This is a genomic window from Acetobacter malorum, from assembly GCF_001580615.1.
GTDB lineage: Bacteria > Pseudomonadota > Alphaproteobacteria > Acetobacterales > Acetobacteraceae > Acetobacter > Acetobacter malorum.
In genome coordinates this window covers 297,773-322,741 of record NZ_LHZC01000056.1, presented here as the reverse complement: position 1 = coordinate 322,741, position 24,969 = coordinate 297,773, and the positions used below count along the sequence as shown (strand labels likewise).

Here is a 24,969-nt window from a genome sequence, read left to right as displayed (position 1 = left end):
CTAAACCGGGACACGTCCACCAGCCTTCTACCACACCACCATACCAGGGAAAGATGGCGATATCTGCGATGGTGTAGGTCTCGCCTGCAATATAAGGAACTTCCTGCAGGCGGCGCTCCAACACGTCCAGTTGCCGTTTGGTCTCTAGAGTAAAGCGATTGATCGGGTATTCTAACTTTGCAGGCGCATAGGCATAAAAATGGCCAAAGCCGCCGCCAACGTAAGGGGCGCTCCCGACCTGCCAGAAAAGCCAGTTGAGGCATTCGGTGCGACCGGGAAGATCTTGTGGAATAAACGCCTGAAATTTGTCTGCCAGATACAGCAGAATGGAGCCGGATTCGAAAACCCGAAGCGGCGGGCTGACGCTATGGTCGACAAGAGCAGGAATTTTTGAATTCGGGTTAATGGCAACAAATCCCGAGCCAAACTGATCCCCGTCTGAAATACGAATAAGCCAGGCATCATAGTCCGCTTCCAGATGCCCGGAAGCCAGGAGTTCTTCAAGCAGAATGGTGACTTTTACGCCATTGGGCGTGCCCAGCGAATAAAGCTGAAGGGGGTGATGACCGACGGGAAGGGCTTTCTCATGCGTGGCCCCGGCGACAGGACGATTGGTGGACGCAAATTTACTGCCGTCCGGCCCTTCCCATTTCCAGACTTTGGGCGGTTGATAGGGCGTGCTCTGGTCGCTCATGAGATAAGGTCCATCTGTGATGTCGATAGTCAGAGTGACACGCTCTCTGTCACAAAACAACGCTATAATTCGTGTATATAAAAAACAACGAAAAAATATGATTTAATGTGTTGACTACATCATGATGCAGTGGAATCATCAGTTCCAGTTTGTGGCGCTCTGATGCCAGTGGCGGAGTCAAAACATGATGCACAGCAGATACCGAATGCCGGTCTCGGAACGATGTAGGAGAGGTCGGTCATCAGACCGAGGTCATTCCTAGATTTGCCGATGGGAAACTGTCGGCTCCGCAAATGCGAAGAAGGCGTAGCCTATGTTGACATCCCGAATTCTCGAAATCGATGGTATTTTTGTCGGCTCTCTCATTCAGGACTGCAAGCGGTGCGAGAGGCGGTTTTACGCTGTGCATGACGCTGTTAAATCCTTTCACAATCATATTCTTGATCGCTCCGGCGCGCTGAGCCGTCAGATCACCCAGCAGTTCCGTCGGGCCAGAGCGTCTGCCGCTTCCGCCTGAGAGCGATTTCATAAAGACCCGAGGAAGTTCAAATACAATGAGTAAATTTCGTCCTTTACAGGATCGTGTTGTGCTGCGTCGCATTACTCCGGCTGAAAAAACAGCTGGAGGCATTATTATTCCCGACACCGCTAAGGAAAAGCCAGTTGAAGCCGTTGTGGTGGCTGTTGGGCCCGGTGCACGCGATGAACGCGGGCAGGTTGTGCCGCTGAGTGTTAAAGCAGGGGATCATGTGCTGTTTGGCAAATGGTCAGGCACAGAAGTCAGCATTGGTGGCGAGGATCTACTGATTGCCAAGGAAGCTGATCTTTTCGGTATTCTCGATAACGCATCGTAATATAATATTTTTATTGGAAGAGAATAAAAAATGGCAGCTAAAGACGTAAAATTCGCAACCGATGCCCGCACGCGTTTGCTGAATGGCATTGATATTCTGGCTGATGCCGTCAAGGTGACGCTGGGTCCCAAAGGCCGGAATGTTGTTCTGGACAAGAGTTTCGGTGCTCCCCGTATCACCAAGGATGGTGTCTCTGTTGCCAAGGAAATTGAACTGGCAGACAAGTTTGAGAACCTTGGTGCACAATTAGTGCGCGAAGTCGCAACCAAGACGAATGATCTAGCGGGCGACGGTACTACCACGGCCACGGTTCTGGCGCAGTCCATTGCAAAAGAAGGTTTAAAGGCTGTAGCCGCAGGTTTTAACCCGCAGGACGTGCGTCGGGGTATCGAGCACGCGACAAAAGCGGTCATTGAAGAACTGCGCAAGCGGACCAAAGCTATTTCCGATCATGAAGAAACGGCTCAGGTTGCAACAATCTCCGCCAATGGCGAAGTGGAGATTGGCCGCATTATTTCTGACGCAGTGCAGAAAGTAGGCAAGGATGGCGTTATCACCGTTGAAGAAGCCAAAGGTTTCGAGACAGAGCTGGATGTTGTCGAAGGGCTACAGTTCGACCGGGGCTATATCTCTCCTTATTTTGTCACTAATACCGAAAAGCTGATTGCGGATCTGGAAAATCCCTACATCCTGATTCACGAGAAAAAACTCTCTTCTCTACAGCCTCTTCTGCCGTTGTTTGAAACAGTTGTGAAGTCAGGGCGGCCACTTCTGATCATCGCGGAAGATGTTGACGGGGAGGCGCTGGCAACCCTTGTGGTCAACAAACTCCGTGGGGGGCTGAAGATTGCAGCGGTCAAGGCACCGGGCTTTGGGGACCGTCGCAAGGCCATTCTGGAAGATATTGCTATCCTCACGGGAGGTGAGGTGATCAGCGAAGATCTGGGTATCAAGCTGGAAAACGTGACACTTCCCCAGCTTGGTCAGGCACGGCGTGTTGTGATTGATAAAGACAACACTACTGTGGTGGACGGGGAAGGGCAGGAGGCCGCAATCAAGGGGCGTATTGGGCAGATCCGGGCGCAGATTGCGGACACCACGTCTGATTATGATCGTGAGAAACTACAGGAGCGTCTGGCCAAGATTACCGGTGGCGTGGCTATTATCCGTGTCGGCGGCGCAACCGAGACGGAAGTGAAGGAACGGCGTGACCGCGTCGATGACGCTCTGAACGCGACCCGCGCCGCTGTTGAGGAAGGTATTGTGCCCGGTGGCGGCACAGCTCTTGCTCGGGCGACAGAAGTGGTGGCGCATCTGCACTTCCATAACGAAGACCAGCGCGTTGGTGGAGATATTGTGCGCAAAGCGCTTCAGGCCCCGCTACGCCAGATTGCGACCAATGCAGGTGAAGATGGGGCTGTGGTTGCAGGGAAGGTTCTGGAAAATTCTGACTATAATTATGGGTTTGATGCACAGCTTGGTGAATATAAAGACCTTGTTGCAGCCGGGATTATTGATCCGACCAAGGTTGTTCGGACGGCCTTGCAGGATGCCGCCTCGGTTTCCGGTCTTGTCCTCACCACAGAAGTTCTTGTGACGGATAAGCCGGAGCCAAAAGTGCCATTTGCACCGCCGGGGGCAGATCACGGTTTCTGAGGATCGTTCCTTGTGAGCGAAAGAGAGAGGGCATCGCTTTATGGCGGTGCCCTTTTTTATAGTGCTAAATTGTTGCTGACTTCTATCTGCATGGGCTTTGAGAAATCATTGGATGATAAAGCTAGGAAAGAACACAATATCGATGATAAAAACCAGAGAGAGCGTTACCAAATGAAAGAGAGTGACGTTCGGTTTGATGAGACTGATCTGGGGTGGATTGTCATGAGTATAGGCATGGCAATTGGCGCGGGGATTGTCTTTTTACCTGTGCAGGTAGGCTTGGTGGGGTTGTGGGTGTTTTTGCTCTCTTCCGCCATTGGCTATCCGGGAATGTACCTCTTTCAGAGGCTGTTTATTAATACTCTTTGTGGAGCCAGAGAAAGCCAGAGCTATCCAGAAATGATAGCCGGTTACCTTGGTAAACGCTGGGGCTTCGTATTAGGTATCGTTTACCTGATGATGCTGACGATATGGATGTTCGTTTATGCAACCGCTATCACGCGTGACAGCGCATCCTATTTAAAAAGCTTTGGCCTGACGAAGACGTTACTCTCTCAACAGGCATGGTACGGCCTTTTACTCGTCACCATACTGGTCTTGCTGGCTTCACGTGGAGAACGCCTTCTTTTTCGGTTTTCATCTTTTATGGTGCTGACAAAACTCGCCATCGTTGGGATGCTGGGGCTTTTCATGGTGTCGCGGTGGAATGCGTCTTATATTACAGCAATCCCAGCGTTCGCTCCTCTGGTAAAGGAAACAATCGTCACGCTTCCGTTTACGCTGACGTCCATTCTGTTCATCCAGACACTCAGCCCGATGGTGATAGCATACAGAGCAAAAGAGAAATCTTTAAAAGTGGCGCGTTACAAGTCTCTCCGTGCAATGAATATTGCATTTGGCGTTCTCTTTATAACTGTCTTTTTTTATGCGCTTTCTTTTACATTTTCATTGCCGCACGAGGCAGCCGTTGCAGCGTACAAACAGAATATTTCCGCGCTTGCCATTACAGCACAAAATTTTCCAGGAAGCTGGGCCAGCATTATTGGGGTAGTGTTGAATATTTTTGCTGTCATGACGGCATTTTTCGGGGTTTATCTTGGATTTAAGGAAGCGTGCTATGGGCTGATTGCAGCAGTTTTAAAACAATATAACCGTGAAAATGAGGTTCCTAAAAAACAGGTTACCTATGCCATCATGATATTCGCGATCCTTCTATCCTGGAGCGCCATTGTCGGTAATTTTCCGGTCTTATCATTTACCGTTTTATGCAGCCCTATTTTCGGTATCCTTGGTTGTCTGGTCCCGGCATGGCTTGTTTACAAAATTCCGGAATTAAAACCTTACAGAGGTTATGGGGTTTATTTCGTGGTGTTTATAGGCCTCCTTTTATGCATCTCTCTTATTTTTAAATTTTGGTCATAAAAAGTACGCCCTATAAAACTTTCATAGGGCGTTATCTTTTTAAGGGTGTCCAAGCAGATGGAATGCTGTGTCTCATTTGGTTCTGGAATTATTTTTTTGGATAGACATAAGCCGGAAGAATAATAAACCCTCCCAAAGATATAAGGGCGATAATCTCCAGCAGCAGGAGGCCGCCTGAGTAAGAGCTTGTACTATCATAAATCCAGCCTATTGCAGGCGGAGAAAGCGCTGCAATAATCGCGATCAGGGAATAGAGGCAGGCATAAATTTTTCCAAAATGGGACAACCCAAAATACCGGCCTACAAAATACGATGTCATGCTTGTTTCACCTCCAGACCCTAACCCCAGCAAAAAAGATGCGGGGAACAGAAGAAAAGGGTTTTTGGAGATGTGAATGACGATCAGACCGACAAAAGCTATAATGGCAAAGGGAACAATAATTTGGGGCCTATCCTGAATGTCCAGAAGCCAGCCAACTGTAATCTGGGCCAGAATAGCACCTGCGGCAACACAGGAAAGCAGGGTGGTCGCTATATTAAGAGAGAAACCTTTATTCAAAAAAATGCTGACGTACTGTGAGAAGATGGCCTGATCCACAAACATGGATGTTGCAACTGTTACAAATAAAAGCCAAAAAATTTGTGTTCTTAGAGCATAGTGTAGATTTTTTCCCGGAAGCGATGATGTTTTTTGCTCGGAGGCATTAGGCGGGTCTTTTAGAAAAGTAAATAAAAATGGCAACGTCAAAATAGATGCAAATCCGAGCACCGCATAGGCGTTCTGCCACCCCACAGCGTTATATAAACTGCGGACAACCTGAGGTGTTATCATCATCGAGAGGAAAATGCCGCTTCCAAAGCTACCAAGGGCAAGCCCTCTTCGGTTAGAAAACCACCCTGAAAGTAATTTGCTGTAAGGCGCTATGCCTGGCCCAATAATGCCCAAGAGCGCATAGAACAGCCAGAATTGCCAGATGTCTGAGCCGGTTGTTTTGATAAGCGTTAAAATAATTCCAGACAAGAGTGCCAGAGGAAGTACCGTACGTCTGATCCCAAATCGGTCTATCAAAAAGCCGATCAGGATGCCTCCAACTGCTCCGCTCCAATGTTCAAATGTTATGGCAAAAGAGGCTTTTGCCTGTCCCCAATGATAAGTCTGGGTGATAGCTGGCAACAAAACGCTGAAAGCACTTGCGGACAGTGTTCCGGCCCCCATGGACGCACCGATGAGTGAAACAGCAATAATTTTTGAAGTGTGATGACTCTCCTGATGCGGCAAGAATGTTCCGATTTGAGTCTGCTGAGAGTTATTACTCATTTTACAATGCCAGGTGGAAAGCTGTTAGGAGTAATTTCTTCAGGCTTTCCCCCCAGCGCTTTCAGAGATCTTGGTAAATGTTCAGTATTGATCGGTTGACGGTCGCCAATCCAGAGACCAGCAACAATATGATCTGATAAAGGGTCATCAGTATTGGGATGAATAAGAATTTTTAGCCCATTATGGTTGAGGCTAAGCCACGAAACAATTTCTGAAAACTGCTCTTTGGTAAAGCCGAAATACCAGGACGGGGATGTGTGTGGACCGAAAGCCTGATCGTGCCAGGGACCAATTTCGACAACAAAGTTTTGCGTAACCCAGTCGCGGATGATGCGGGATTGAGCTGCAGTAATTTCGTCAAAATAGACATGAGCATGCCAACTCGCAATGTCATGAATTGAGCGAGGCTCCAAGGAGAGCACATTTTTCGTCATAATTTTATCCTCCAGACCAGTTACAAATGTATTAAATACATTTTATTATCGTGTTGTCAAAAAACAACATAAAAAAATAAGGATTATAAAAGATAATAAAAACAATAAGATATGAGAAATAAGAAAATGAAATTTAAGCCATATTTTTCAAGCTGGCAGCTTAAAATCAAAAAAATAGCGAGTTACGAAAAAACCACTATTGAACAGAGTCATAAAAAAGAAATACGAACAGGGCTGTGAATCTGGGCTGGCAACAGGGGCCGGACCTTGGGATGGCACAGGGACGATGTTGGGGACGTGAAGCCCCACAAATGTGGAGAGTTGGCGAGTGGAAAAAAGACATAGTCCTGTACTGATTGGTATTTCTATAACATTCTGCTCCGTCATGCCCGTAGCTCAGGCTTTTGCTGAAGATGGCAATGTGTCTTCGGTTACTATTTTTAAAAATAAAGAATTAAAAAATGACAGATACAAAAAAAACTTTTAAATAAAAAGGAAAATAAAAACAACAATGACACGCAGTCCGCAGAGGCTGTTGTTGTAACCGGCACCAGAGCTAATGGGCGCACGGTGCATAACAGCGCAGCTCCGATTGATTTAATCAGTCAGAAAGATCTCTCACAAACTGGTGCAACCAATATTTTGGAAGCAATGGGGCGGTTGCTGCCGTCATTTAATGTGCCGGCGCTTGTGCAGCCAGATCTGGGGAGCATGGTGCGTGGCGCTCAACTTCGTAACATGGACCCGGCTTATACTCTGGTTCTTGTAAACGGGAAGCGCCGGCATACGACGGCGGTTGTGAATGAGGACGGTTTTCCCGGTTCCGTTGCTACGGATTTATCTTTGATTCCGACCGCCGCAATTGATCACATTGAAGTCTTGCGTGATGGAGCATCGGCTATTTACGGCTCAGATGCTCTGGCCGGGGTTATCAATATTGTATTAAAAAAAGATACCAAAGGGACATTCAGCGGGCAGGGTGGCTCAACGTATGATGGAGGAGGCACCAATGGTTATGTGAGAGCAGATAAAGGCTTTTCATTTGACCATGGAAAAGGGTTTGTTCATCTTTCTGCGGAGTTTAACCGGCAGGATATGGCGTCCAGAAATTTTCCACTTAAATCTGGTTATCTGTCCTATCCTGCTATCAGCAATACAACCGGCGCTCTGGTCGCGCTGGGATCAGGTAATACGCTGCCTGCCGGAACGCACCTTAACCCTAAGGAGGCAGGAAGAAATAATACACCATGGAAAAATGTTGGGTCACCCTCCAGCACTCTTGGGGAGTTCGCGTGGAATGCAGGCTATGACCTTACTAAAAGTATAACATTTTATTCCTTTGGTACATATTCTTATCGGGATGCTGCCTCAGTACAAAATTATCGCCTGCCCAACACCGTGTTTAAATCTAATCCGGGATTATACTCTGTCTATCCGGACGGGTTTAACCCGTATGAGACCATGAAGGAGAACGACTTCTCTGCCACTGGGGGCGTAAAGTGGAAAACCGGGAAATGGGACTGGGATCTTAGCGGAACGTATGGAGAGGATGACATAGATGTTGGTGTCACTCATTCAGCAAACTATGCTCTCTCCTATCCAGGCTCACAGACAGCTTTCCATGTTGGAAACCGTAATTATGGGCGCTTTACGGGTGATCTGGATGTAAGGCGGTCTTTTAATATTCCATTTTTTGCTAAGCCCCTTGATTTCAGCAGTGGTTTCGAATTTCAGAATGAAACGCAGTCTTTGGGGGCTGGTGAATATAATTCCTATGTCGGGTCTGGCTCTTCTGGCCTGGTCGGGTATTTGCCGGTGGATGCGAACAGTTCATCGCGACATAGCTTTGCGGGATATGTGGGGCTGGCGAGTAAGGTTACAAAAAACTGGACTGTTGATCTGGCAGGAAGAATAGAAAGTTACTCGGATTTCGGAAAAAATTTTTCGGGAAGATTTTCCACCCGTTACGATATAACAGATAATTTTGCGTTCCGGGCTACAGTCAGCAATGGCTTTCATGCACCTAGTCTGGTGACTGAGTCTTACTCAAATACATCTGACCATAATGGTACGTCCTATATGCTGGCGCAACCCACATCGGCTGTGGCGCGGGCGTTAGGAGCGTCTCCATTAAAACCGGAGACGTCTCGTGATTTCACAGCGGGTCTTGTTTATAGCCCCGAAAAATCAGTCAATCTGAGTCTGGATGTTTATGAAATTGATGTGGCTAACCGTATTGGAACCTCTGCCGACATTGGAATTGACCGGAGCACGGGTGTTGCACTGGATGGGAGTGGTAATGAATTAACAACTTCTCAGGTGAATCAAATTGAGAATTTGCTGAATAGCGCAGGCATATCAGCCGGAAATGGTCTGATTGCGCATTATTTTACAAATATTGGGAATACCAGAACGCGTGGTCTGGATTTTACGGCTGATGGTCATCATGCTGTCGGCGGCGGTACATTCCGATGGACTGCAGGTGTGAACGTCAATGATACTGTCATCACCAAAAGAAATGCCATTCCATCGGTGCTTCAGGGGTTACCTAATATCGGTATTCTCTCTAAATCGACAGAATATACATTACGCTATCGGTCTCCACCCGATAAGGAAATTGTTTCTTTAAGCTATCAATACGGAAAGTTCTCCATATTCGTAAGGGAAACTCATTATGGTGCACTCAAACGCTATAATGATGTTACTGGCGGAAGCTATAATATTACACCGTCTTTCGTAACGGATCTAAATATTGGTTATGACGTAACAAAGCGGGTCAATGTTACTGTGGGTGCAAATAACCTTCTGAATCAGTACCCAAGCCGGATCCCTAAAAGTGCAATCCCTGCCTACAATTCGCAATTTACCGGGCTGTATGACAATAGCGGTCCTCTGGGTGTGCTTGGCGGCTACTACTATGGACGCGTATCCGTAAAACTCTGAAAAGTTCTATAATTTTTTAAGGAAAGATTGATGTCAAAGCAAGACCAGACTCAGACAGAAAACGTGTCACCGACAGCTATCGACGATATTGATCGCGAATGGGCTAATCTGCTCTCACCCGGACGGCGGCAATTATTGGGGCGCGGAGGGCTGCTTGCTGGCGGAGGGCTCCTTGCGTCAGCGCTGGGCGCAGGAAAAGCACTGGCTCAGGCAGTTCATGGAGACGGTGCAGCACCGCCAGCCGGGCCTTTTGAGGTCCCGCATTTGCCGGGGCATAGCCCGTGGGGCGAGCATCCCGAACTTGAAGCGACCACCCGGCCATCGGGTTTTCGGCCGAATGAAGACCCTCTTCCGGCAAAGCCACGTCCCTATACAGATATTAAAAGCTATCATGCACATATTTACTTTAACGAAGATAATTATGAGAAAGCTGCTTTGCTCAGAAAATGGTCTGCTGAACGGTTCAGAGTTGAAATGGGGCATTGGAATACAAAGCCGATCGGGCCGCACGTTACGCCCTCTTTTTATTTTGGTTTTAGTAATGAGCAATTACCAGTCATCCTGCCATGGTTACAGCTTAACAATCTGGATCTGACTATTCTTATTCATCCGAACACAGATGACCCTCGTTCAGATCATTTGTACTATGCTCTTTGGGTGAATAGGGCTCAGCCGGTCAATGCATTTGATATGAAAAAACCGGGGCGTGGACAGCCTGCAGTCGAGCAAATTTACCCTAATACGCATCCAAATATTAAAATAGAAACTTAAATGTAATTAGAATCAGGACCTGTTAAAGCATTAAATTGAGCAGTATTGCGTCTTAACCGTCTTACCAATGGGATGAGCTGTGAGGGACGTACTTTTGCTTTCTGAGAACCAGATGGAGAGGGTTAAGCCGTATTTTCCTCTAGTACAGGGCCAGCATGCGGGGGGAGAGAAGGGTTCTGAGGGGGATCGTTTGAGTGATCCGTGGTGGGCTCAATAAAAAAATGTTTGACGGTGTATTATATTGATATGCTTATCAATAAGCTCGAAAAATGACAAATTACACTAGTTGTTTCGTTAAGCAGGAACCCACAATATCCATGTGAAATTTCTTAGTATTTGTAAAAATGAAAATTATGAATAATTTTTTGTTAAACTGAAATAATTATGGATATTTCAATATGCTACAATAAACTGTAAGTCGCTTTGCTCTCGACTGTGCAAATTGCCACCGCTATTATTAGAGTTAACTGACTACCCCGGTAGTCAGACGCATTCCGCATAGACTTCTTTCTTGCTCGATAGAGCCCGTCAACGTCTTTCCACATAGGGATGAAGGTGTTATTTTTACGAATACACAGGCTATCTCGGGAATAGTAAAAAATGTATGCCTTCTCCACGAAGATCATATAGCGGAAAGAAAAATGTTATGGTTTCGTCTAGCATAGAAGCAAGGTTTTCTTCTGCGGCACCGTTTATTCTTGAGCGCTGGTCCCCCCGTGCTTTTGTTGCGGCTGATATAAGTGAGGCAGAGCTGCTGGCATTGCTGGAAGCAGGGCGCTGGGCTCCATCGGCTTATAACCGTCAGTCATGGCGTTTTCTATATGCACGACGTTCTACGCCAGAGTGGGAGCGCTTTCTGGCGTGGTTGGTGCCGTTTAATCGTGCTTGGGCTGAAAATGCCTCTGCCGTGGTGTATGTGGCATCCCAACACACGATAAAAAATGAGAAAACTGGCTTGGACCAAGATAATTCTACTCATGCTTTTGATGCGGGCGCTGCCAGCCTTCTCGTCCAGCTTCAAGCTTTTCATGATGGGTGGGTAGCGCATCCGGTCAGTGGTTTTGACCATGATATGGCTCACGTTCAGCTTAACATACCTGAGAACTATGCGCTGCATGCTGCACTCATAATTGGTCGCCTTGGGAAAAAAGAGAGCTTACCAGAGTATTTACAGAAAAAAGAACAACTCTCTGATCGCCTTCCTTTAGAGGAAGTGGCGTTTTCTGCGGCATGGCCAGAACTCAAGGCCGAGTGATATAAAAAGACTAGCTGTGTCACGTTGCCCATCTTTCAAACGGGCAACGTGAATGCTATAATTAATCTAATTAAATAATATAAACATTATAAGTATAGTTATTTATTAATCTGAGGAACGGCTCTTCCACCCAAATGTTGGCGCAATATGTTTGGCAATAATTTCCAGTCGTTTAATGGCATCGTCAATCGTGCTGCTAGCTGACTGCACGACAACAATAAAATCGGTCAAATAATCAAACAGACACGGGTCTTTTTGTAAGCTAGAGGTAATATCTTCCACGCTTCCGTGATGGACATTTAATTTATTGATAATCTCCGCAGTGGATATGTCTCCGTCAGCCAATTTTTCCCGTTTTAGCCAGTCACCAAAGGGTCGTAGATCCGGGGCAAGTTCCTGCTGTGCTGTCTTGCGGTCGGATGCAGGAAAGACTGCCCGAATAATGCCAAGCCGCGGTTTTTCAAGTGCATCTTTCCACGTGTTAAGATATGTTTCAGCTAGAGGTTTTTGCACTGTTGCCGGGTTATGAACTGCCGTCCCTAAAAGTAAACCGTTGCCCTGTTGCGCGGCTAATGCAGCTCCCTCAGGCGTGCTGTGTGACTGCCATAATTTTTTCCGTAAATCCTGAGTATCCGATAACGTGGAATTTTCAAACTCATTCTGTAAAGCATATAATTTATCATTGAATATCGTGGCACGTTTTTCATACTCTACATCAAAAGCGGGGAATGAGACTACATTGGCCCCTCCACTCCCTAATCCAAGTTGTACACGCTTTTTGCTTAGGCTATTGAGTAAAGTCGCATCTTCAGCCAGGCGTATTGGGTCTTCAAAAGGCAAAACCGTAATGCCTGTTGCCAGATGAATATGCTCAGTGTGGGCCGATATAGCGGAAAGAAGCAGAAGTGGGGAGGGCGAAAGGCCTGTCCCGCGTGATAGATGATGCTGTGCTATCCAGCCACTTCCATAACCAAGTTTTTCGGCTGCTACAAAAAGTTTGATCAGGTTGTGATAGGTTGTCTGCGGTTCAGCGTCAGCACTTACATGCGTCAGAAAACCCAATTTGAAAGGGTGCGTCATGGTGACTATGCTTCCCCGAAAAGAGAATTTACGGCTGGTATAATTTGTTCCGTATAAAGGCGTAATCTGTGTGATGCCTGATCCTCGTGTGTGGAAAAGGTCTGCACTTGCGCGGCAAAATGAGAGATATACTGCAATGCGGTATCTTTAGACATATCTTCAATAATCTCATCTGGATGGCCCCAAAAAACACCTGCATTTTTCAAATAGGTTTGGAGGTTGTTAGCACTTGCTTCTGGCACAAAACGTCGGACATAACGTAAAATATCGCTACCAATCTCAGATTCAACTGTCTTTTTATCTGCTCCGGGAATAATGGCTCTCATGAACGCTATGCGTGCTGCTTTTTGAGAATTCTGGTCGCGCCAGAAATTTAAATACTGTTCTATCAACAGTGAGTGTGACGGTTTGTCAGGTGGTTGCGGTGCGAGGATCAGCCCATTTCCACGTAGAGCAACGTCATGAATATTACGGCTGCTTTCCCATATTTTCTGCGCAAGTTCCGGGGTGGGTGGAGAGAGAACCAGATCGTCAGTAATGCGTTTTCCGGCAAGAGCATTACTTAACTTTGCAAGATGATCGTCATATATTCTGCCACGTTCTTCTAGCGGAATGCCAAAGTGCTCAAAGCTTTCACGGTCAAATCCCTTTCCTAACCCGAGTTCCAGTCGCCCATTACTAAGAATATCCAGAACGGCAGCATCTTCTGCTAGGCGTAATGCAGGCTCAAGAGGTAGAATGATAATAGCCGTGCCAAGCCGGATTGTGCGTGTATGCTGTGCAGCATGAGCCAACCAGAGGAGAGGAGAGGGCAGGGCACCCGTCTCGGTATGAAAGTGATGTTGTGCAACCCAGCCTGTGGACAGGCCGGTTTGTTCCGCCTGTTTTAATAACGATAAACCCGTATGATATGAGGAACGATTATCGTTGGCAGAAGGAGTATAAAATCTATTGAGAAAACCAAAGGTCAGCTTTTTTCTGCCATTATTCTTAGTCATGGGAAGCCTGTTTCTCAGCATGAAGGGACTATGGTACGCTAAATCCAAAATGGCTTCTTAACGTGTTGCCTGAATACTTTGTCTTGAAGCGCCCTCGTTTCTGCAATTCTGGTATAACCAGTTCAACAAAGTCTTCTATTCCACCGGGGTCATGTGTAAAAAACAGGTTGAACCCGTCGGCTGCTTCGCTATCGTACCATTCTTCAAAACGGTCTGCAATGTCTTCAGCTGTTCCAACAATGGCATTTCTTGCGGAAAGATGAAGATAAAGCTGCCGAATGGATAAATGTTTTTCTTTTGCAAGAGCAACAGCAAAATCCCGTCTGCTACCTTTATTGCCAATAGGAATATCGGGTAGTGGGCCGTCTACATCATGGTTGCTCAGATCTATATCATCTCCCAATGTATCAGCCAAAAGCCGGCGGCCCAGAACAGGGTCAATTAGGTTTTGTAACTGCTAGAAAAAATCCCTCGCCTCCTGACGTGTTTTTCCAACAACAGGTGTTATGCCAGGCAGAATACGAATACTCTCTTTTGTTCTGCCAAACTGAGAAGCCGTAGTTTTAATATCGTGATAGTATTTTTTGGCAGCTTTTATATCATCATGGGGTGAGAAAATAACCTCGGCAATCCGTGCAGCAAGTCGTTTTCCGCTTTCAGAGGCTCCGGCCTGAACCAAAACTGGTTCACCCTGCGGCGTGCGCGAAATATTAAGGGGACCTTCGACAGAAAAATGCTTCCCTTTATAATGAATATTTTTCACTTTTTCTGGTATAAAATACTGGCTGTTCTTGGTATCCTTAATAACAGCCCCTTCTTCCCACGACTGCCATAATTTTCTTACAACATCAACAAACTCTTCTGCTCTTTCGTATCGCTCGTTATGAAGATAATGCGCGTCACGCCCAAAATTACGTGCTTCCGCCCCAACAACAGATGTCACAACATTCCATCCGGCACGTCCACCGGAGAGATGGTCAAGAGACGCAAATTTTCGGGCGATATGATACGGTTCGTTGTAGCTTGTTGTGGCTGTAGCAATAAGCCCGATATGCTGCGTTGCACCCGCAAGATAAGATAGCAGTGTAAGGGGCTCATAATGCTCACCGCGAGATGTGCGTGTAAGAGCCTCCAGATCTTGCCCCCATAATGCGACAACATCCGCAATAAAAACGGCATCCAGGAGCCCTTTTTCCGCTACCTGTGCGATGTGAGTATAGTTCTGAATGTTCAGGCCCGCACCAGCCTGGCCTTTGGGGTGCTGCCATGCCGCCAAATGATGCCCGCCATTATTGATCATGGCGAGCAAGTTCATATGCCCAGCTCGTTTACTCATTATAGGTATCCTTGTAAAAAAGGGGAAAACCCATTCAGGAAGATTAGTAATTCACGCTAAGCCGTACACCCCAGGTGGCAGGCATACCTGCGAGGGCAACATTGGCGCCGTCGACAAAATAGTTTCTTTCAACATCATATTTTTTGTTAAAAATATTCTTTCCAAAAGCAGAAACAGACCACTTTCCATTTTTGGGGCCAAAGCCTAGATCTGCTCCCCAAAGGGTGTAGCCGGGCACATTGTAATTTGCGCCAAAAAGGGAATGATAGGTGCTGCGCAGGCTGTAGTTCACGCCTGTTGTCAGGGCGTAATCACCAAGACTCCAGTTATAACTTACAGAGCCGTTTACAGTAAATTGTGGGAAAGGAAGCTGCTCTCCCTTACGATTTCTGTAGTCACCTACATAGGTGCCGTTTACAATATGTGCTCCTGCAAGGGATGAAAACCTGTCAAAAGCTCCCACAGCAAACCCAGCGGACTGGGAAAGTGTTAAACCTGATAATGGGTGCCATTCTGCTTCAATTTCTCCACCATACATGTGAGAACGTGGAGCATTAACAATGGAACCTACCAGCCCTGTCTGTGGGTTAAGTGAGGCTGACTGAATTTGCTGGTTACTATAATCGTAGTAAAAACCAGCGACGTTTAAACGCAAATGCTGCTCCGGGAGAGAGAATTTATTGCCGACTTCATACGCCAGCAAAGATTCCGGCTTGAACGGCGCAGCAGATACACCAACTGCGTTTGAATTATATGTTGTAAAGCCGCCAGATTTAATGCCGCGTGTAAAAGATGCATAAAGCATGTTATTCTTTATCGGGTTGTACTGTACCTCGAATTTGCCAGATGGAAGGGTGAAATCCGTGCTCTGTCCATGCAGTACGTTGCCGGGGTTTGTGATTGCACCATTTATGACTTGAAAGGACCCCATATTTGCCAGTTTACGCTGTTCGTGCTCAATGCGTATACCGCCAGTCAGGCGGAGTTTACTGGTTATATGATATGTTGCCTGCCCAAAGCCGCTTATGGTGTTTACAAACTGTGAATAGCGTAGGTCTCTGTCAAAACCGTAAAGGTCTGCAAATCCGGACTGGTAACGGTCATTCATATATTGGTGCGCATAGTAAATACCCGCAACCCATGTGAGGCGCTGTTTATTAGGAGAAGTAAAGCGCAACTCATTGGCAAGAACATTGGCGCGCGTCTTGAAGGAAACATCAGCCAGCGTTGCAGGCCATGCATCAAAATTCATATATTCCTGACGCTGCATGTTGTCATAGCTGAGCAGGTCCGTCACTGTGGCGAAGGGGAGTGTTTTCTCCGCCCGAAAGCTCATGCCACCTACATCTACATGTGAGAACGGTTTTGTATTCGGGTTAATGCCAAGCTGTTTGGCAAATTCAGGGGATGTGCCCCAATTTGTCTGATATCTATCGGAGCTGACAGCATAAACAGGAGCGGACGGATTCAGTTTGTTATATGCCGCCATAGGGCCATATAAGTGCAGCCCGTTTGCATCAGAGCGGTCTCGGCTACCATGTAGATTAAATTCGAATTTCAGGGTATCTGTTGCCTGATAGTCAAGCAGCAGGCGTGCAGCCCCTCTGTTCACACGACCAAGCCCCAACCCTGCGTTGTTATATTGCCAGTCACCGCCCTGTTGGGTCTCGCCAGATAGCCGGTAACGCAGCTTATCTGTTATGGGGCCGGAGATATAACCGTCAATTTTTGCGCTATCAAAGCGTCCATACTGCACATCCCCACCGGCATGAAAGGTGGAGGTTGGTTTGTTTAGGATGTAGTTAATGGCGCCGCCTGTTGTGTTGCGGCCATATAATGTTCCTTGCGGACCGCGCAGCACTTCTACGCGGCTAATATCAAACATCATGCCGTTTGTTGCAAAGGGTACGGGGTTGGCCACTTCGTCTACATAAATGCCTACGGTGGGCGCGTTATTGCTTGCGTAGTCATTGAATCCTACGCCACGGATGGCGTAGGCGGGCTGGCCACTTCCAAATTGCGGTGTAACTTGCAGGGAGGGAGTGAGATATTGCAAATCAAAGACATTATTTACGTTCCGGGTCTGCAGTGTTTTGCCGCCAATAACACTAAGAGAAGCACCAATGTTCTGCGGGCTTTCCGTGCGTCTCTCAGACGTAACCAGAACCTCCTCTGCCTCATGTGCTGTAACATCCGGCGCAGGTTTGGCTGGGTGTGCCAGGCTTGGTTTTGCTTTGTCTCGGCTTTTACCTTCGGATGTGAGTGGGTGTCCGGGTTTATGTTCCGTCTGCCCCAATGCCTGCCCACCGAGCGTGACGAACAGCATGCTTGACGCCAGAAGCGTGGATTTTTGGGAGAGGGTGGGAAGTCTGCAAGAGAAAGAAGCTTTCGACGAAAGCATAATTTAAGTGTCCCTGATAAAAATGCGCAATCGCGGAAGTGAGCACGGGCCAGCGGTCAACATCGGGTTCCGTCTATATGTCTTGTGCGGTTTGTAGGCCCCATCGTGGTAGGCTTTAAAAGCAGGTCATGTTCGCGCATTTTTCTCACTATTCCGGTTATGCTTTGCGCGGGCAATGCGAAGATAATCTCATAAAACTATCACATATAGTTAAAATAAAAAACAACCACAAAAAATAATAATTAACGGAAATTAAGGATAAAAAACGTTGTTTCGTTTCATTTCTAACCATTTTTTTTGGGAAGAAAATTAAAAAAACAAGAAAAAACAATGATATAAATGTATTCCCAGTCTTACAAAACAACGTCTATGAATCGTAAAAATAATTCTTTCGTCGTATTGTGTTTCGAATGTGAAGCTTATATCGTCAGTGTTGTTCCGTGTCTGGCGGGGGTGTGCGTTCTCTGTAAAGGGTGATTTTCAGGCACGCTATTTATATCACGAAGAGGTATAGTTATATGTCGCGTACCATGAACCTTGCAGCCTTTCTTCTCCCGACAGGGCACCATGCGGCGGCGTGGCGGCATGCTGGTTCGGTTAAGGATGCAGGGGTCAACTTTCAACATCATGTTGAACTGGCGCAAACTGCGGAGCGCGGCCTGTTTGATGCGGTGTTCATAGCAGATTTTACCAGCGGAATTGATGAGGACGGGATAGAGGGCTTCAAGCGGATGACCTATGCGTCATCTTTTGAGCCCCTCACGCTTATTTCAGCACTTTCCGCAGTAACGCACCGCATTGGTGTTGTGGGTACTGTCAGCACAACCTACACGGTACCTTATCATCTGGCACGCCAGTTTCTGTCTCTCGACCAGATCAACGGGGGGCGATCCGGCTGGAATCTGGTGACAACAGCGAATGTGCGTGAGTCTGTACATTATGGCGTGCCGGACCATATCCGCCATGCTGACAGATATCAGCGTGCTCGGGAATTTGCTGATCTTGTCATGAAGTTCTGGGATGGGTGGGATGATGGTGCTTTTGTAAGGGATGTGGAGAGCGGCTTATTTTTTAATCCGGCCCTGCGGCGTGGCGTCACGCATGATGGCCCGCTGTTTGCTGCGTCCGGCCAGTTGGATATTCCACGCTCCCCTCAGGGGAGGCCTGTCATTGTGCAGGCGGGGTCCTCTGAGCCCGGCCGCCAACTGGCTGCAGAAACAGCAGAAATGGTTTTTACAGCCCAGCAGGATGTAGTAGAAGCCCGCGCTTTCCGAGCAGATTTGCATGACCGGATGCGCGCTATCGGTCGACCCGTTTCTTCCCTCAAAGTCATGCCGGGCGTGTATCCTCTTGTTGGGCGCACTCAGGCAGAAGCAGAAGATTTGAAAGACCAGCTTGATAACCTGACACACCCGGAAGTGGGTCTTCTATTGCTCTCCCGCATGACGGGTACGGACCTGCGTGGCCTACCTCTGGATGGGCCATTACCAGAGCCGCCGGCTGTTATTAACGGGAACCAAAGCCGACAGACACTGCTTTTGCAAATGGCCCGTAAACGCAACCTGAGTATACGGGAGCTTTATCTGGAAGTGAGTGGGGCACGAGGGCACTGGACCATTTGGGGTGACCCAGCTCAGATAGCAGATCAGCTTGAAGAGTGGTTTGTGACAGGGGCCGCAGACGGATTTAATATCATGCCGCCTATTCTGCCAAAAAGCCTGAATGACTTTGTTGATCTGGTCGTGCCGGAATTGCAAAAAAGAGGTCTTTTTCGCAAAAGTTACACGGGTACAACTCTGCGGGAGCATCTTGGTCTTGCTCGCCCTGCTCCAGGTGAAATTCCATAATGTTTTCTGTTGCAACGCTTCGTGTTTCCAAAAAAACAGGTCTCAGAATTGTTCTGGGCCTTGCGCTATCTTATGCTCTTGGGGGTATGACCTCTTCCGCTATGGCTAGCGCGCAGGACGGAAGCGTTGCTGTGGGTGTTAATATTTCTCCCGCAACATTGGATCCCACAACTAATCCGTCAGAAGGCATCCGGAACGTCACGTATGCCAATATTTATGAGGGGTTGACGGCGGTTGACGAGCAAGGGGCCATACACCCGCTTCTCGCTCAAGCCTGGTCTATTTCACCTGATGGATTGCATTATACTTTTTTTCTGCATCCCGGCGTGCATTTTCATGATGGTACGCCCTTAACCTGCGCTACGGTCAAATTCTCTCTTGATAGAGCACGGTCACCAGAAAGTCTTAATCCACAAAAGCTGGTTTTTGAGAATATTCAGGACGTTTCCTGCTCATCTGACATGACAGTTCTTGTAACGCTTAGGACTGCTCATGCAAGTTTCTTATCCGAGCTCGCCTGGGCGGATGCCGTTATTGTTGCGCCTCAATCCGCCAGCGGTAACGCTCAGCATCCGATAGGTACCGGACCGTTCATATTTAAGGACTGGAAGCGGGCCGAAAGCATCACCCTCGAAAAAAATCAGGCCTACTGGGGCACGCCGGCAAAACTCAATGCCGTTACATTCCGGTTTTACACAGAGCCGCTAGCAGCAGCCAATGCACTGCTGGATGGCCAGTTGGATGCTTACCCAAGCTTTCCCGCGCCGGAAATGGCAGCGCGGTTTGAGCAAAACTCTGCTTTTGTTGTCAAACAGGGGCTGGCGCCTTTTAAAGCTATGCTTGCTCTTAATAATCGGCGCAAACTGTTTGCTCAGCCTCTTGTGAGGCAGGCTCTGATGTATGCGTTGGATCGGGCGGGTATTACAGAGGCAATGGATATTCCGGGTGCATTGGTTTTAGGCTCTCACATGAGTCCCGAAAACCCGAATTATACGGATTTATCGGATGTTTATCCGTATAATCCAGGAAAGGCCAAGGCTTTGCTCAAACAGGTCGGTGTTGAGCCTGGTACGCGTTTGAAGCTGGTTTTGCCACCAATAGGGTATGCACATACCACTGGTGAACTGGTGGCTGCGTATCTGGAACAAATTGGCCTTAACGTGACAATTGTACAGCTTGAATGGCCTGCATGGTTAGCGCAGGTGTTTGGTCATCATGATTTTGATATGACTATTATTGCCCATACCGAGCCAGATGATATTGGGATTTATGCAAGAAAAGACTATTACTTTGGCTATAATAATTCGTCCTTTCAGGCTCTTTATGCCGCCTATGAAGCTGAACAGGACCCGGTTAAACGGCATACTCTTTCTGTGCAAATGCAGGAGAAACTGGCCCATGATGTGCCAAATGTTTTCCTTTTTTTCGTGCCGCGCACCAATATAGCACGACGCGAAGTGAAAGGATTATGGAACAGGCTGCCGTTGCCTGCCACCCCAATGTCCAACGTATTCTGGGGCCAATAATGCAAAATTTTTTGTGGCCATTACGTTTTATAGGCAGCAGAATAGTTCTGTTGGTATTAGCTAGCCTTATTATTTTTTTCAGCATGGCTTTCCTTCCCGGAGATCCTGCTGAGGTAATTTTAGGGGTGGACGCCCAACCTGATACGTTGGCCGCCCTGCACCATAAGCTGGGCCTGGACCAGCCATTGCCTGTGCAATATTGGCATTGGGCAACAGGCTTTTTTCAAGGAGATTTCGGACGGAGCTACGGGTATAACGTGCCTGTCTGGTACCTGTTGGCCGAGCGGCTGCAGGTGTCCTTGCCTCTTGCCGGGTTTGCGCTTACGGCGGCCGTTGCTCTGGGAGTGGCATTGGGCGTGTTTACGGCAACACGACGAGGTACATGGCTGGATCTTGTTTTTATGGGAGGCATACAGCTTACAAAAGCTGTGCCTGATTTCTGGCTGGCCATGCTGCTTACCGGGTTTTTCTCCCTCTCTCTCCACTGGTTCCCTGCGGGCGGTTTTTCCGGGTGGGGGCAGGGGGTGGGCGCTGCCCTGCGGTCTTTGGTGCTGCCAGCCGTAGCGCTGGCCTTGCCTCAGGCAGCTGTGCTTGCGCGTTATACGCGTTCTGCCGTTATAGCCGTGCTGGAAGAGCCTTTCATACTGACCGCCCGTGCGCATGGTCTGTCAGAGCGACAGGTCCTGTTTCGGCATGTGCTCCCGCGCAGCCTGCCGTCTGTTCTTGCGGTATTGTCTCTGCAAATTCCCTTGCTGCTTTCTGGCACCATTATTGTGGAAAACGTCTTCAATCTTAAAGGCACGGGTGCCTTGTTGCTGGAAGCTGTCAATCAGCGGGATGTGCCCGTTGTACAAGCATGCGTGTTGCTGATTGTGGCTGTGGTGGTGTTTGAGAAAGGGCTTTTCCAGTGGCTGGAAATACGTTTGAGTCCATGGCTTAGCTCTGACCGAAATGGTCATGCAGCATGAGTATTCTGCACCGTATTACAGGAGAAGCAAGGTTCCCGTTACTTGGGCTTGGGCTTGGGTGTGTATGTGTGCTGGGCATTCTGGTGCCTGGTGTTGTGCTATGGCTTGCGCATTTACATGCTGCTTTTAGCATAAATATACATGCCCGCCTTACCCCCCCCACGCCTTCACATTGGCTGGGGACAGACCCACTGGGCCGGGACACATTGGCGTTTTCACTTGTTGGCGCAGTAAACAGCTACGCCATAAGCTTCTTTTCAATGGTTCTGGCGCTTGGGCTGGGTACTGGCCTGGGTGTTCTGGCTGCGGGAACAGGTCAGAAAACAAAAATCATTGCAAACGGCGTGGTTGAGCTGGGTATTGCTTTCCCTCCCATTATTATAGCGGCCCTTCTGGTGACGTTGTGTGGCGCTGGTGTCGTGCAGGAAATATGTGCTCTAGCCCTCTTCTTTATTCCCGGCTTCGTCAGGCTGGGGCAGCAGGCCGCAGCCAATATTTACGCGCAGGATTACATAGCGGCAGCGCGCCTTTCAGCACTTACGCCATGGCGTATTCTACTGCGTCATGTAGTTCCCAACATGGTACCGGGTTTGCTTGTGCAGTTTTCTGTCAACGTGGCACTGGCCATGCTGGCCGAAACAGGGTTGTCTTACCTTGGTTTGGGCGCGCCGCCTCCATTGCCAGAGCTTGGGCGTATTCTCGCATTTTATCAGGTGCATATTTATGATCATCCGCATCTGGTGGCGGTGCCTGGTGTGGTTGTTCTGCTGCTTGTGTTGGGCACCAATATGGTGGGGGATGGGCTGAGAGACCGTTTCACACGGCAGGAGAAAAAATCATGACGGTGCACGCCATTCCTTTGCAGGTGCAGCATGTCAGCGTTGGCCTGCCTTATTCTCCAACACCGCGTAATGTGCTGCATGACGTGAGCTTTGATGTGCAGGCTGGCGAAATTTTGGGTGTTGTTGGTGAGTCAGGGAGCGGCAAAACAACGCTGGGCCTTGCGTGTCTTGGGCTGCTGCCGCCAGTCTTTCACACCACGGGCAAGGTGCTGGTAACAGGTAGGAATTTTTCTGCGTTGCCAGAGAAAGCCCGCTACCGGCTGCGGGGGCAGGGTATCGGATATGTGCCGCAGGAACCCATGAAAGCGCTCAACCCCGGTATGACGGTAGCTGCCCATATTGCAGAAGTACTGCCTGCAGGCCTGGGTAAAAAGGAGCGTGTTGAGCGTGTTGACTACTGGCTTGCGCAGGTAGGTCTGACGGGTGGCGCTTCCATGCGTCAGGCTTATCCTTTTGCCCTGTCCGGGGGGCAAAGACAGCGTGTTCTTTTAGCAGCGGCTCTGGCGGGAGAACCGACAGTACTTATTGCTGATGAATTCACCACAGCACTAGACCCAACAACACGTCGTAAGGTTGTCATGTTGCTGAAACAGCAGGTCAGGCAAAGAAATATGGCAGTCGTTCTTATTTCACACGACCTGGAACTGGTGGCTCATAGCACAGAGACGGTGCTGGTGTTGCGCGGAGGCCGCTGTGCGGAGTATGGGCCAACCCAAACGGTGATGACCCAGCCAAATTCGAGTTATTTGCGTGCTCTTCTAGAGCTTTCTCTGCAGTTTACACCACGTCCTCCTTTAAGCCTGTTTGAGCCAGAGGCTATAAGGAGTGCGCAGTATGACTGACCTTCTGGCTGTGCAGAATGTCTCTTTTTCGCGGAAAGAGGGGCGGAATGGTAAGCGGTCTATCCTGCGTGGGCTAAATTTTGGAGTAAAACAGGGTGAGACGGTGGCCATATTGGGCCAGTCTGGCACGGGTAAAACAACACTGGCCCATATTCTGGCAGGGCTGGTGCCTCCTTCAAGCGGAAGCGTGCGCTATAAGGGGGTAGAAACACAGCTTTTGTCTCATCGGCAAAACAGAGCACTCCGCTCTGACCTGCAAATGATTTTTCAGGATCCTTACAGTTCTTTGGACCCAAGGCAGACTGTTAGCGCTATTATGCACGAACCCTTGTGGACGCACACTCTCAGTAAAGAGCAGAAGGATGAGCACATAGCCAAAATGCTCCATGTCCTAGGGTTGCCGCCAGAGAGTTTCGCTCGGCGCGCGCACGAATTTTCGGGAGGTCAAAGGCAGCGTATAGCCATTGCACGTGCACTTGTTGGCCAGCCGTCTCTCGTAATAGCAGATGAAGCCGTCTCGGCACTGGACGTTTCAGCGCAGGCACGCGTGTTGAACGTTCTGCTGGAACAACAGCAAAAGACCGGCCTTTCTCTTATTTTTATTAGCCATGATATGGCGGTGGTAAGGCATATGGCTCACAGAGTGGTCGTGCTGGCTGACAGCACGATTGTGGAGGAAGGGCCAGCCCAGCAGATATTTGCAAACCCACGCTCTGCGTACACCGCAGCTTTGCTTCAGAAAGACTTATGGAAAGACACAAACGTATGAGCGGCTCTCTTACAGATATTGCAGGCATAAGCGTTGGGAATGTGCAGGACTTCATGCATCGTACGGGGGTGTCTGTTGTGCGTTTTGCTAAACCTGCCATAGCCTCCGTCAGCGTTCTTGGCGGTGCACCTGCTCTGCGGGATACAGCTTTGCTTGAGCCTGAAATGATGGTTGATCGCATTCATGCCATCGTACTGTCAGGTGGGTCTGTCTATGGGTTGGATGCAACCAGTGGAGTGCAATCCGTGCTGCAGCAGGAATTTGAAAAAAAACCTGCCGTTCAAAACAAAATTCGTGTTCCTATTGTTGTTCAGGCCAGTCTGTTTGATTTGGCAAATGGCGGCGATAAAACATGGCCGCGCGGGTTTTATACACATCTGGGAGAGCAGGCTGCGCAGGCTGCTTCGTCTGATGCGGTGCCACAGGGTACGGTCGGGGCTGGCACCGGGGCTACAACGGCTACCCTTCGTGGCGGCCTTGGTAGCGCCAGCATGGTAACGGTCGGGGGCTATACAGTCTCCGCCCTTATAGCGGTCAATGCTATTGGGAACGCCACAGTGGGTGACGGGCCGCATTTTTGGAGTGCTCCTTTTGAACACGGGGCGGAATTCGGAGGGCTGGGCTTTCCTCTTGACAGTGCACAGGCCGCGGAACAACTCCGCATAAAACCGGATTACGTAGCGGGCACAACTATCGGCATTGTTGCAACCAATGCAGCGCTTACGCCCGTGCAAGCCAAACGTCTGGCCATTGTCGGGCAGGATGGGGTGGCACGCGGTGTTTTTCCTGCACATCTGCCACAAGACGGTGATACCATTTTCGGTGTTTCCACAGAAGAAAAGCCTGCCCCAAGCCTGACTGATTTTTGTGAAATTCTACAGGCAGCCACCATAGTGACAGCGCGCGCCATTGCTCTTGGTGTGTACCATGCCGCGTCATTGGGCTGGGCAAACTGTGTACCTGGTTGGCAGGAGGTTTTTTCAAAACAGGCCTACAAGAGAGAGCAGGTATAA

At 48.6% G+C, this 24,969-nt stretch carries 23 protein-coding genes; 15 read left to right on the top strand and 8 right to left on the bottom strand.

The window, feature by feature from the left end:
- On the bottom strand, positions 1 to 694 hold a 694-nt coding region (gene yghU / locus AD930_RS15565), incomplete at its 3' end, for a glutathione-dependent disulfide-bond oxidoreductase (protein ID WP_061506968.1).
- A gap of 313 nt (positions 695 to 1,007) precedes the next feature.
- Here yghU and AD930_RS15560 point away from each other — a divergent pair.
- Genes AD930_RS15560 through AD930_RS15545 form a run of 4 tightly spaced genes read left to right on the top strand, consistent with a single transcriptional unit; the run spans position 1,008 to position 4,626 of the window.
- Complete coding sequence (locus AD930_RS15560; RefSeq protein WP_061506967.1) at positions 1,008 to 1,211, top strand: hypothetical protein; 204 nt, start codon at positions 1,008 to 1,010, stop codon at positions 1,209 to 1,211.
- Between the two features lie 37 nt (positions 1,212 to 1,248).
- Positions 1,249 to 1,548, top strand: a complete 300-nt coding sequence (locus AD930_RS15555; protein WP_061506966.1) for a co-chaperone GroES — start codon at positions 1,249 to 1,251, stop codon at positions 1,546 to 1,548.
- Positions 1,549 to 1,578: 30 nt separating this feature from the next.
- Positions 1,579 to 3,204, top strand: a complete 1,626-nt coding sequence (gene groL / locus AD930_RS15550; protein WP_061506965.1) for a chaperonin GroEL — start codon at positions 1,579 to 1,581, stop codon at positions 3,202 to 3,204.
- Between the two features lie 12 nt (positions 3,205 to 3,216).
- The gene (locus tag AD930_RS15545; protein WP_208598619.1) at positions 3,217 to 4,626 is read left to right on the top strand and encodes an SLC5/6 family protein; all 1,410 of its coding nucleotides are present in this window, start codon (positions 3,217 to 3,219) and stop codon (positions 4,624 to 4,626) included.
- 88 nt (positions 4,627 to 4,714) lie between these two features.
- Here the strand turns inward: AD930_RS15545 and AD930_RS17535 are convergent, their stop codons facing one another.
- Complete coding sequence (locus AD930_RS17535; RefSeq protein WP_082781938.1) at positions 4,715 to 5,944, bottom strand: MFS transporter; 1,230 nt, start codon at positions 5,942 to 5,944, stop codon at positions 4,715 to 4,717.
- Positions 5,941 to 6,378 (bottom strand): DOPA 4,5-dioxygenase family protein, encoded by a 438-nt coding sequence (locus tag AD930_RS15535; protein ID WP_061506963.1) that lies wholly within the window; start codon positions 6,376 to 6,378, stop codon positions 5,941 to 5,943. Before AD930_RS15535 ends, AD930_RS17535 begins: the two co-directional genes overlap by 4 nt.
- 328 nt (positions 6,379 to 6,706) lie before the next feature.
- Between AD930_RS15535 and AD930_RS18220 the strand changes: the two genes are divergently transcribed.
- From AD930_RS18220 to AD930_RS15520, 4 genes are all read left to right on the top strand, one after another.
- Positions 6,707 to 6,865, top strand: a complete 159-nt coding sequence (locus AD930_RS18220) for a hypothetical protein (protein WP_156477157.1) — start codon at positions 6,707 to 6,709, stop codon at positions 6,863 to 6,865.
- Positions 6,866 to 6,948: 83 nt separating this feature from the next.
- Entirely contained in the window at positions 6,949 to 9,321 is a 2,373-nt protein-coding gene (locus AD930_RS15530) for a TonB-dependent receptor plug domain-containing protein (RefSeq protein WP_061506962.1), read from the top strand.
- A gap of 30 nt (positions 9,322 to 9,351) precedes the next feature.
- Positions 9,352 to 10,092 carry a DOPA 4,5-dioxygenase family protein gene (locus AD930_RS15525; protein WP_061506961.1) on the top strand — a complete coding sequence of 247 codons (741 nt, stop codon included), beginning with the start codon at positions 9,352 to 9,354 and terminating at the stop codon, positions 10,090 to 10,092.
- Between the two features lie 646 nt (positions 10,093 to 10,738).
- Entirely contained in the window at positions 10,739 to 11,347 is a 609-nt protein-coding gene (locus AD930_RS15520; protein WP_061506960.1) for a nitroreductase family protein, read from the top strand.
- Between the two features lie 105 nt (positions 11,348 to 11,452).
- On the opposite strand, the gene AD930_RS15515 is transcribed toward AD930_RS15520, so the two are convergent.
- The 5 genes from AD930_RS15515 to AD930_RS15500 are packed head-to-tail and all read right to left on the bottom strand — an operon-like array spanning position 11,453 to position 17,087.
- Positions 11,453 to 12,427 (bottom strand): LLM class flavin-dependent oxidoreductase, encoded by a 975-nt coding sequence (locus tag AD930_RS15515; RefSeq protein WP_061506959.1) that lies wholly within the window; start codon positions 12,425 to 12,427, stop codon positions 11,453 to 11,455.
- Positions 12,428 to 12,432: 5 nt separating this feature from the next.
- The gene (locus tag AD930_RS15510; protein WP_061506958.1) at positions 12,433 to 13,425 is read right to left on the bottom strand and encodes an LLM class flavin-dependent oxidoreductase; all 993 of its coding nucleotides are present in this window, start codon (positions 13,423 to 13,425) and stop codon (positions 12,433 to 12,435) included.
- A 28-nt stretch (positions 13,426 to 13,453) separates the two neighbouring features.
- A complete protein-coding gene (locus AD930_RS18215) occupies positions 13,454 to 13,840 on the bottom strand; it encodes an LLM class oxidoreductase (RefSeq protein ID WP_208598618.1) in 387 nt (128 codons plus the stop codon).
- A gap of 42 nt (positions 13,841 to 13,882) precedes the next feature.
- Positions 13,883 to 14,761: an NtaA/DmoA family FMN-dependent monooxygenase gene (locus AD930_RS15505; RefSeq protein ID WP_208598617.1), complete on the bottom strand. Its 879-nt coding sequence runs from the start codon at positions 14,759 to 14,761 to the stop codon at positions 13,883 to 13,885.
- A gap of 43 nt (positions 14,762 to 14,804) precedes the next feature.
- Positions 14,805 to 17,087, bottom strand: a complete 2,283-nt coding sequence (locus AD930_RS15500; protein WP_244150628.1) for a TonB-dependent receptor — start codon at positions 17,085 to 17,087, stop codon at positions 14,805 to 14,807.
- A gap of 593 nt (positions 17,088 to 17,680) precedes the next feature.
- Between AD930_RS15500 and AD930_RS15495 the strand changes: the two genes are divergently transcribed.
- From AD930_RS15495 to AD930_RS15465, 7 genes are read left to right on the top strand one after another with little or no spacing between them, the layout of a single operon-like run.
- Positions 17,681 to 19,009 (top strand): LLM class flavin-dependent oxidoreductase, encoded by a 1,329-nt coding sequence (locus AD930_RS15495; protein ID WP_061506956.1) that lies wholly within the window; start codon positions 17,681 to 17,683, stop codon positions 19,007 to 19,009.
- Entirely contained in the window at positions 19,009 to 20,535 is a 1,527-nt protein-coding gene (locus tag AD930_RS15490; protein WP_082781936.1) for an ABC transporter substrate-binding protein, read from the top strand. Before AD930_RS15495 ends, AD930_RS15490 begins: the two co-directional genes overlap by 1 nt.
- Positions 20,478 to 21,503, top strand: a complete 1,026-nt coding sequence (locus AD930_RS15485; RefSeq protein WP_341843838.1) for an ABC transporter permease — start codon at positions 20,478 to 20,480, stop codon at positions 21,501 to 21,503. The genes AD930_RS15490 and AD930_RS15485 overlap by 58 nt, the downstream gene beginning before the upstream one ends.
- Positions 21,500 to 22,345, top strand: a complete 846-nt coding sequence (locus AD930_RS15480) for an ABC transporter permease (protein ID WP_061506954.1) — start codon at positions 21,500 to 21,502, stop codon at positions 22,343 to 22,345. Before AD930_RS15485 ends, AD930_RS15480 begins: the two co-directional genes overlap by 4 nt.
- Entirely contained in the window at positions 22,342 to 23,187 is an 846-nt protein-coding gene (locus tag AD930_RS15475) for an ABC transporter ATP-binding protein (protein WP_061506953.1), read from the top strand. The genes AD930_RS15480 and AD930_RS15475 overlap by 4 nt, the downstream gene beginning before the upstream one ends.
- Positions 23,180 to 23,956, top strand: a complete 777-nt coding sequence (locus AD930_RS15470) for an ABC transporter ATP-binding protein (RefSeq protein WP_061506952.1) — start codon at positions 23,180 to 23,182, stop codon at positions 23,954 to 23,956. Before AD930_RS15475 ends, AD930_RS15470 begins: the two co-directional genes overlap by 8 nt.
- On the top strand, positions 23,953 to 24,969 hold the full coding sequence (locus AD930_RS15465) for a P1 family peptidase (protein ID WP_082781935.1): 1,017 nt from the start codon (positions 23,953 to 23,955) through the stop codon (positions 24,967 to 24,969). Before AD930_RS15470 ends, AD930_RS15465 begins: the two co-directional genes overlap by 4 nt.

Bases quoted from the DNA above. Each gene is read 5' to 3' on its own strand.
- AD930_RS15500 (WP_244150628.1), bottom strand. From the start codon at position 17,087: ATGCTGTTCGTCACGCTCGGTGGGCAGGCATTGGGGCAGACGGAACAT.
- AD930_RS15525 (WP_061506961.1), top strand. From the start codon at position 9,352: ATGTCAAAGCAAGACCAGACTCAGACAGAAAACGTGTCACCGACAGCT.
- AD930_RS17535 (WP_082781938.1), bottom strand. From the start codon at position 5,944: ATGAGTAATAACTCTCAGCAGACTCAAATCGGAACATTCTTGCCGCAT.
- AD930_RS15535 (WP_061506963.1), bottom strand. From the start codon at position 6,378: ATGACGAAAAATGTGCTCTCCTTGGAGCCTCGCTCAATTCATGACATT.
- AD930_RS15490 (WP_082781936.1), top strand. From the start codon at position 19,009: ATGTTTTCTGTTGCAACGCTTCGTGTTTCCAAAAAAACAGGTCTCAGA.
- AD930_RS15505 (WP_208598617.1), bottom strand. From the start codon at position 14,761: ATGAGTAAACGAGCTGGGCATATGAACTTGCTCGCCATGATCAATAAT.
- AD930_RS15485 (WP_341843838.1), top strand. From the start codon at position 20,478: ATGGAACAGGCTGCCGTTGCCTGCCACCCCAATGTCCAACGTATTCTG.
- AD930_RS15510 (WP_061506958.1), bottom strand. From the start codon at position 13,425: ATGACTAAGAATAATGGCAGAAAAAAGCTGACCTTTGGTTTTCTCAAT.
- AD930_RS15495 (WP_061506956.1), top strand. From the start codon at position 17,681: ATGTCGCGTACCATGAACCTTGCAGCCTTTCTTCTCCCGACAGGGCAC.
- AD930_RS15465 (WP_082781935.1), top strand. From the start codon at position 23,953: ATGAGCGGCTCTCTTACAGATATTGCAGGCATAAGCGTTGGGAATGTG.
- AD930_RS15480 (WP_061506954.1), top strand. From the start codon at position 21,500: ATGAGTATTCTGCACCGTATTACAGGAGAAGCAAGGTTCCCGTTACTT.
- AD930_RS15475 (WP_061506953.1), top strand. From the start codon at position 22,342: ATGACGGTGCACGCCATTCCTTTGCAGGTGCAGCATGTCAGCGTTGGC.
- groL (WP_061506965.1), top strand. From the start codon at position 1,579: ATGGCAGCTAAAGACGTAAAATTCGCAACCGATGCCCGCACGCGTTTG.
- AD930_RS15470 (WP_061506952.1), top strand. From the start codon at position 23,180: ATGACTGACCTTCTGGCTGTGCAGAATGTCTCTTTTTCGCGGAAAGAG.
- AD930_RS15520 (WP_061506960.1), top strand. From the start codon at position 10,739: ATGGTTTCGTCTAGCATAGAAGCAAGGTTTTCTTCTGCGGCACCGTTT.
- AD930_RS15515 (WP_061506959.1), bottom strand. From the start codon at position 12,427: ATGACGCACCCTTTCAAATTGGGTTTTCTGACGCATGTAAGTGCTGAC.
- AD930_RS15555 (WP_061506966.1), top strand. From the start codon at position 1,249: ATGAGTAAATTTCGTCCTTTACAGGATCGTGTTGTGCTGCGTCGCATT.
- AD930_RS15560 (WP_061506967.1), top strand. From the start codon at position 1,008: ATGTTGACATCCCGAATTCTCGAAATCGATGGTATTTTTGTCGGCTCT.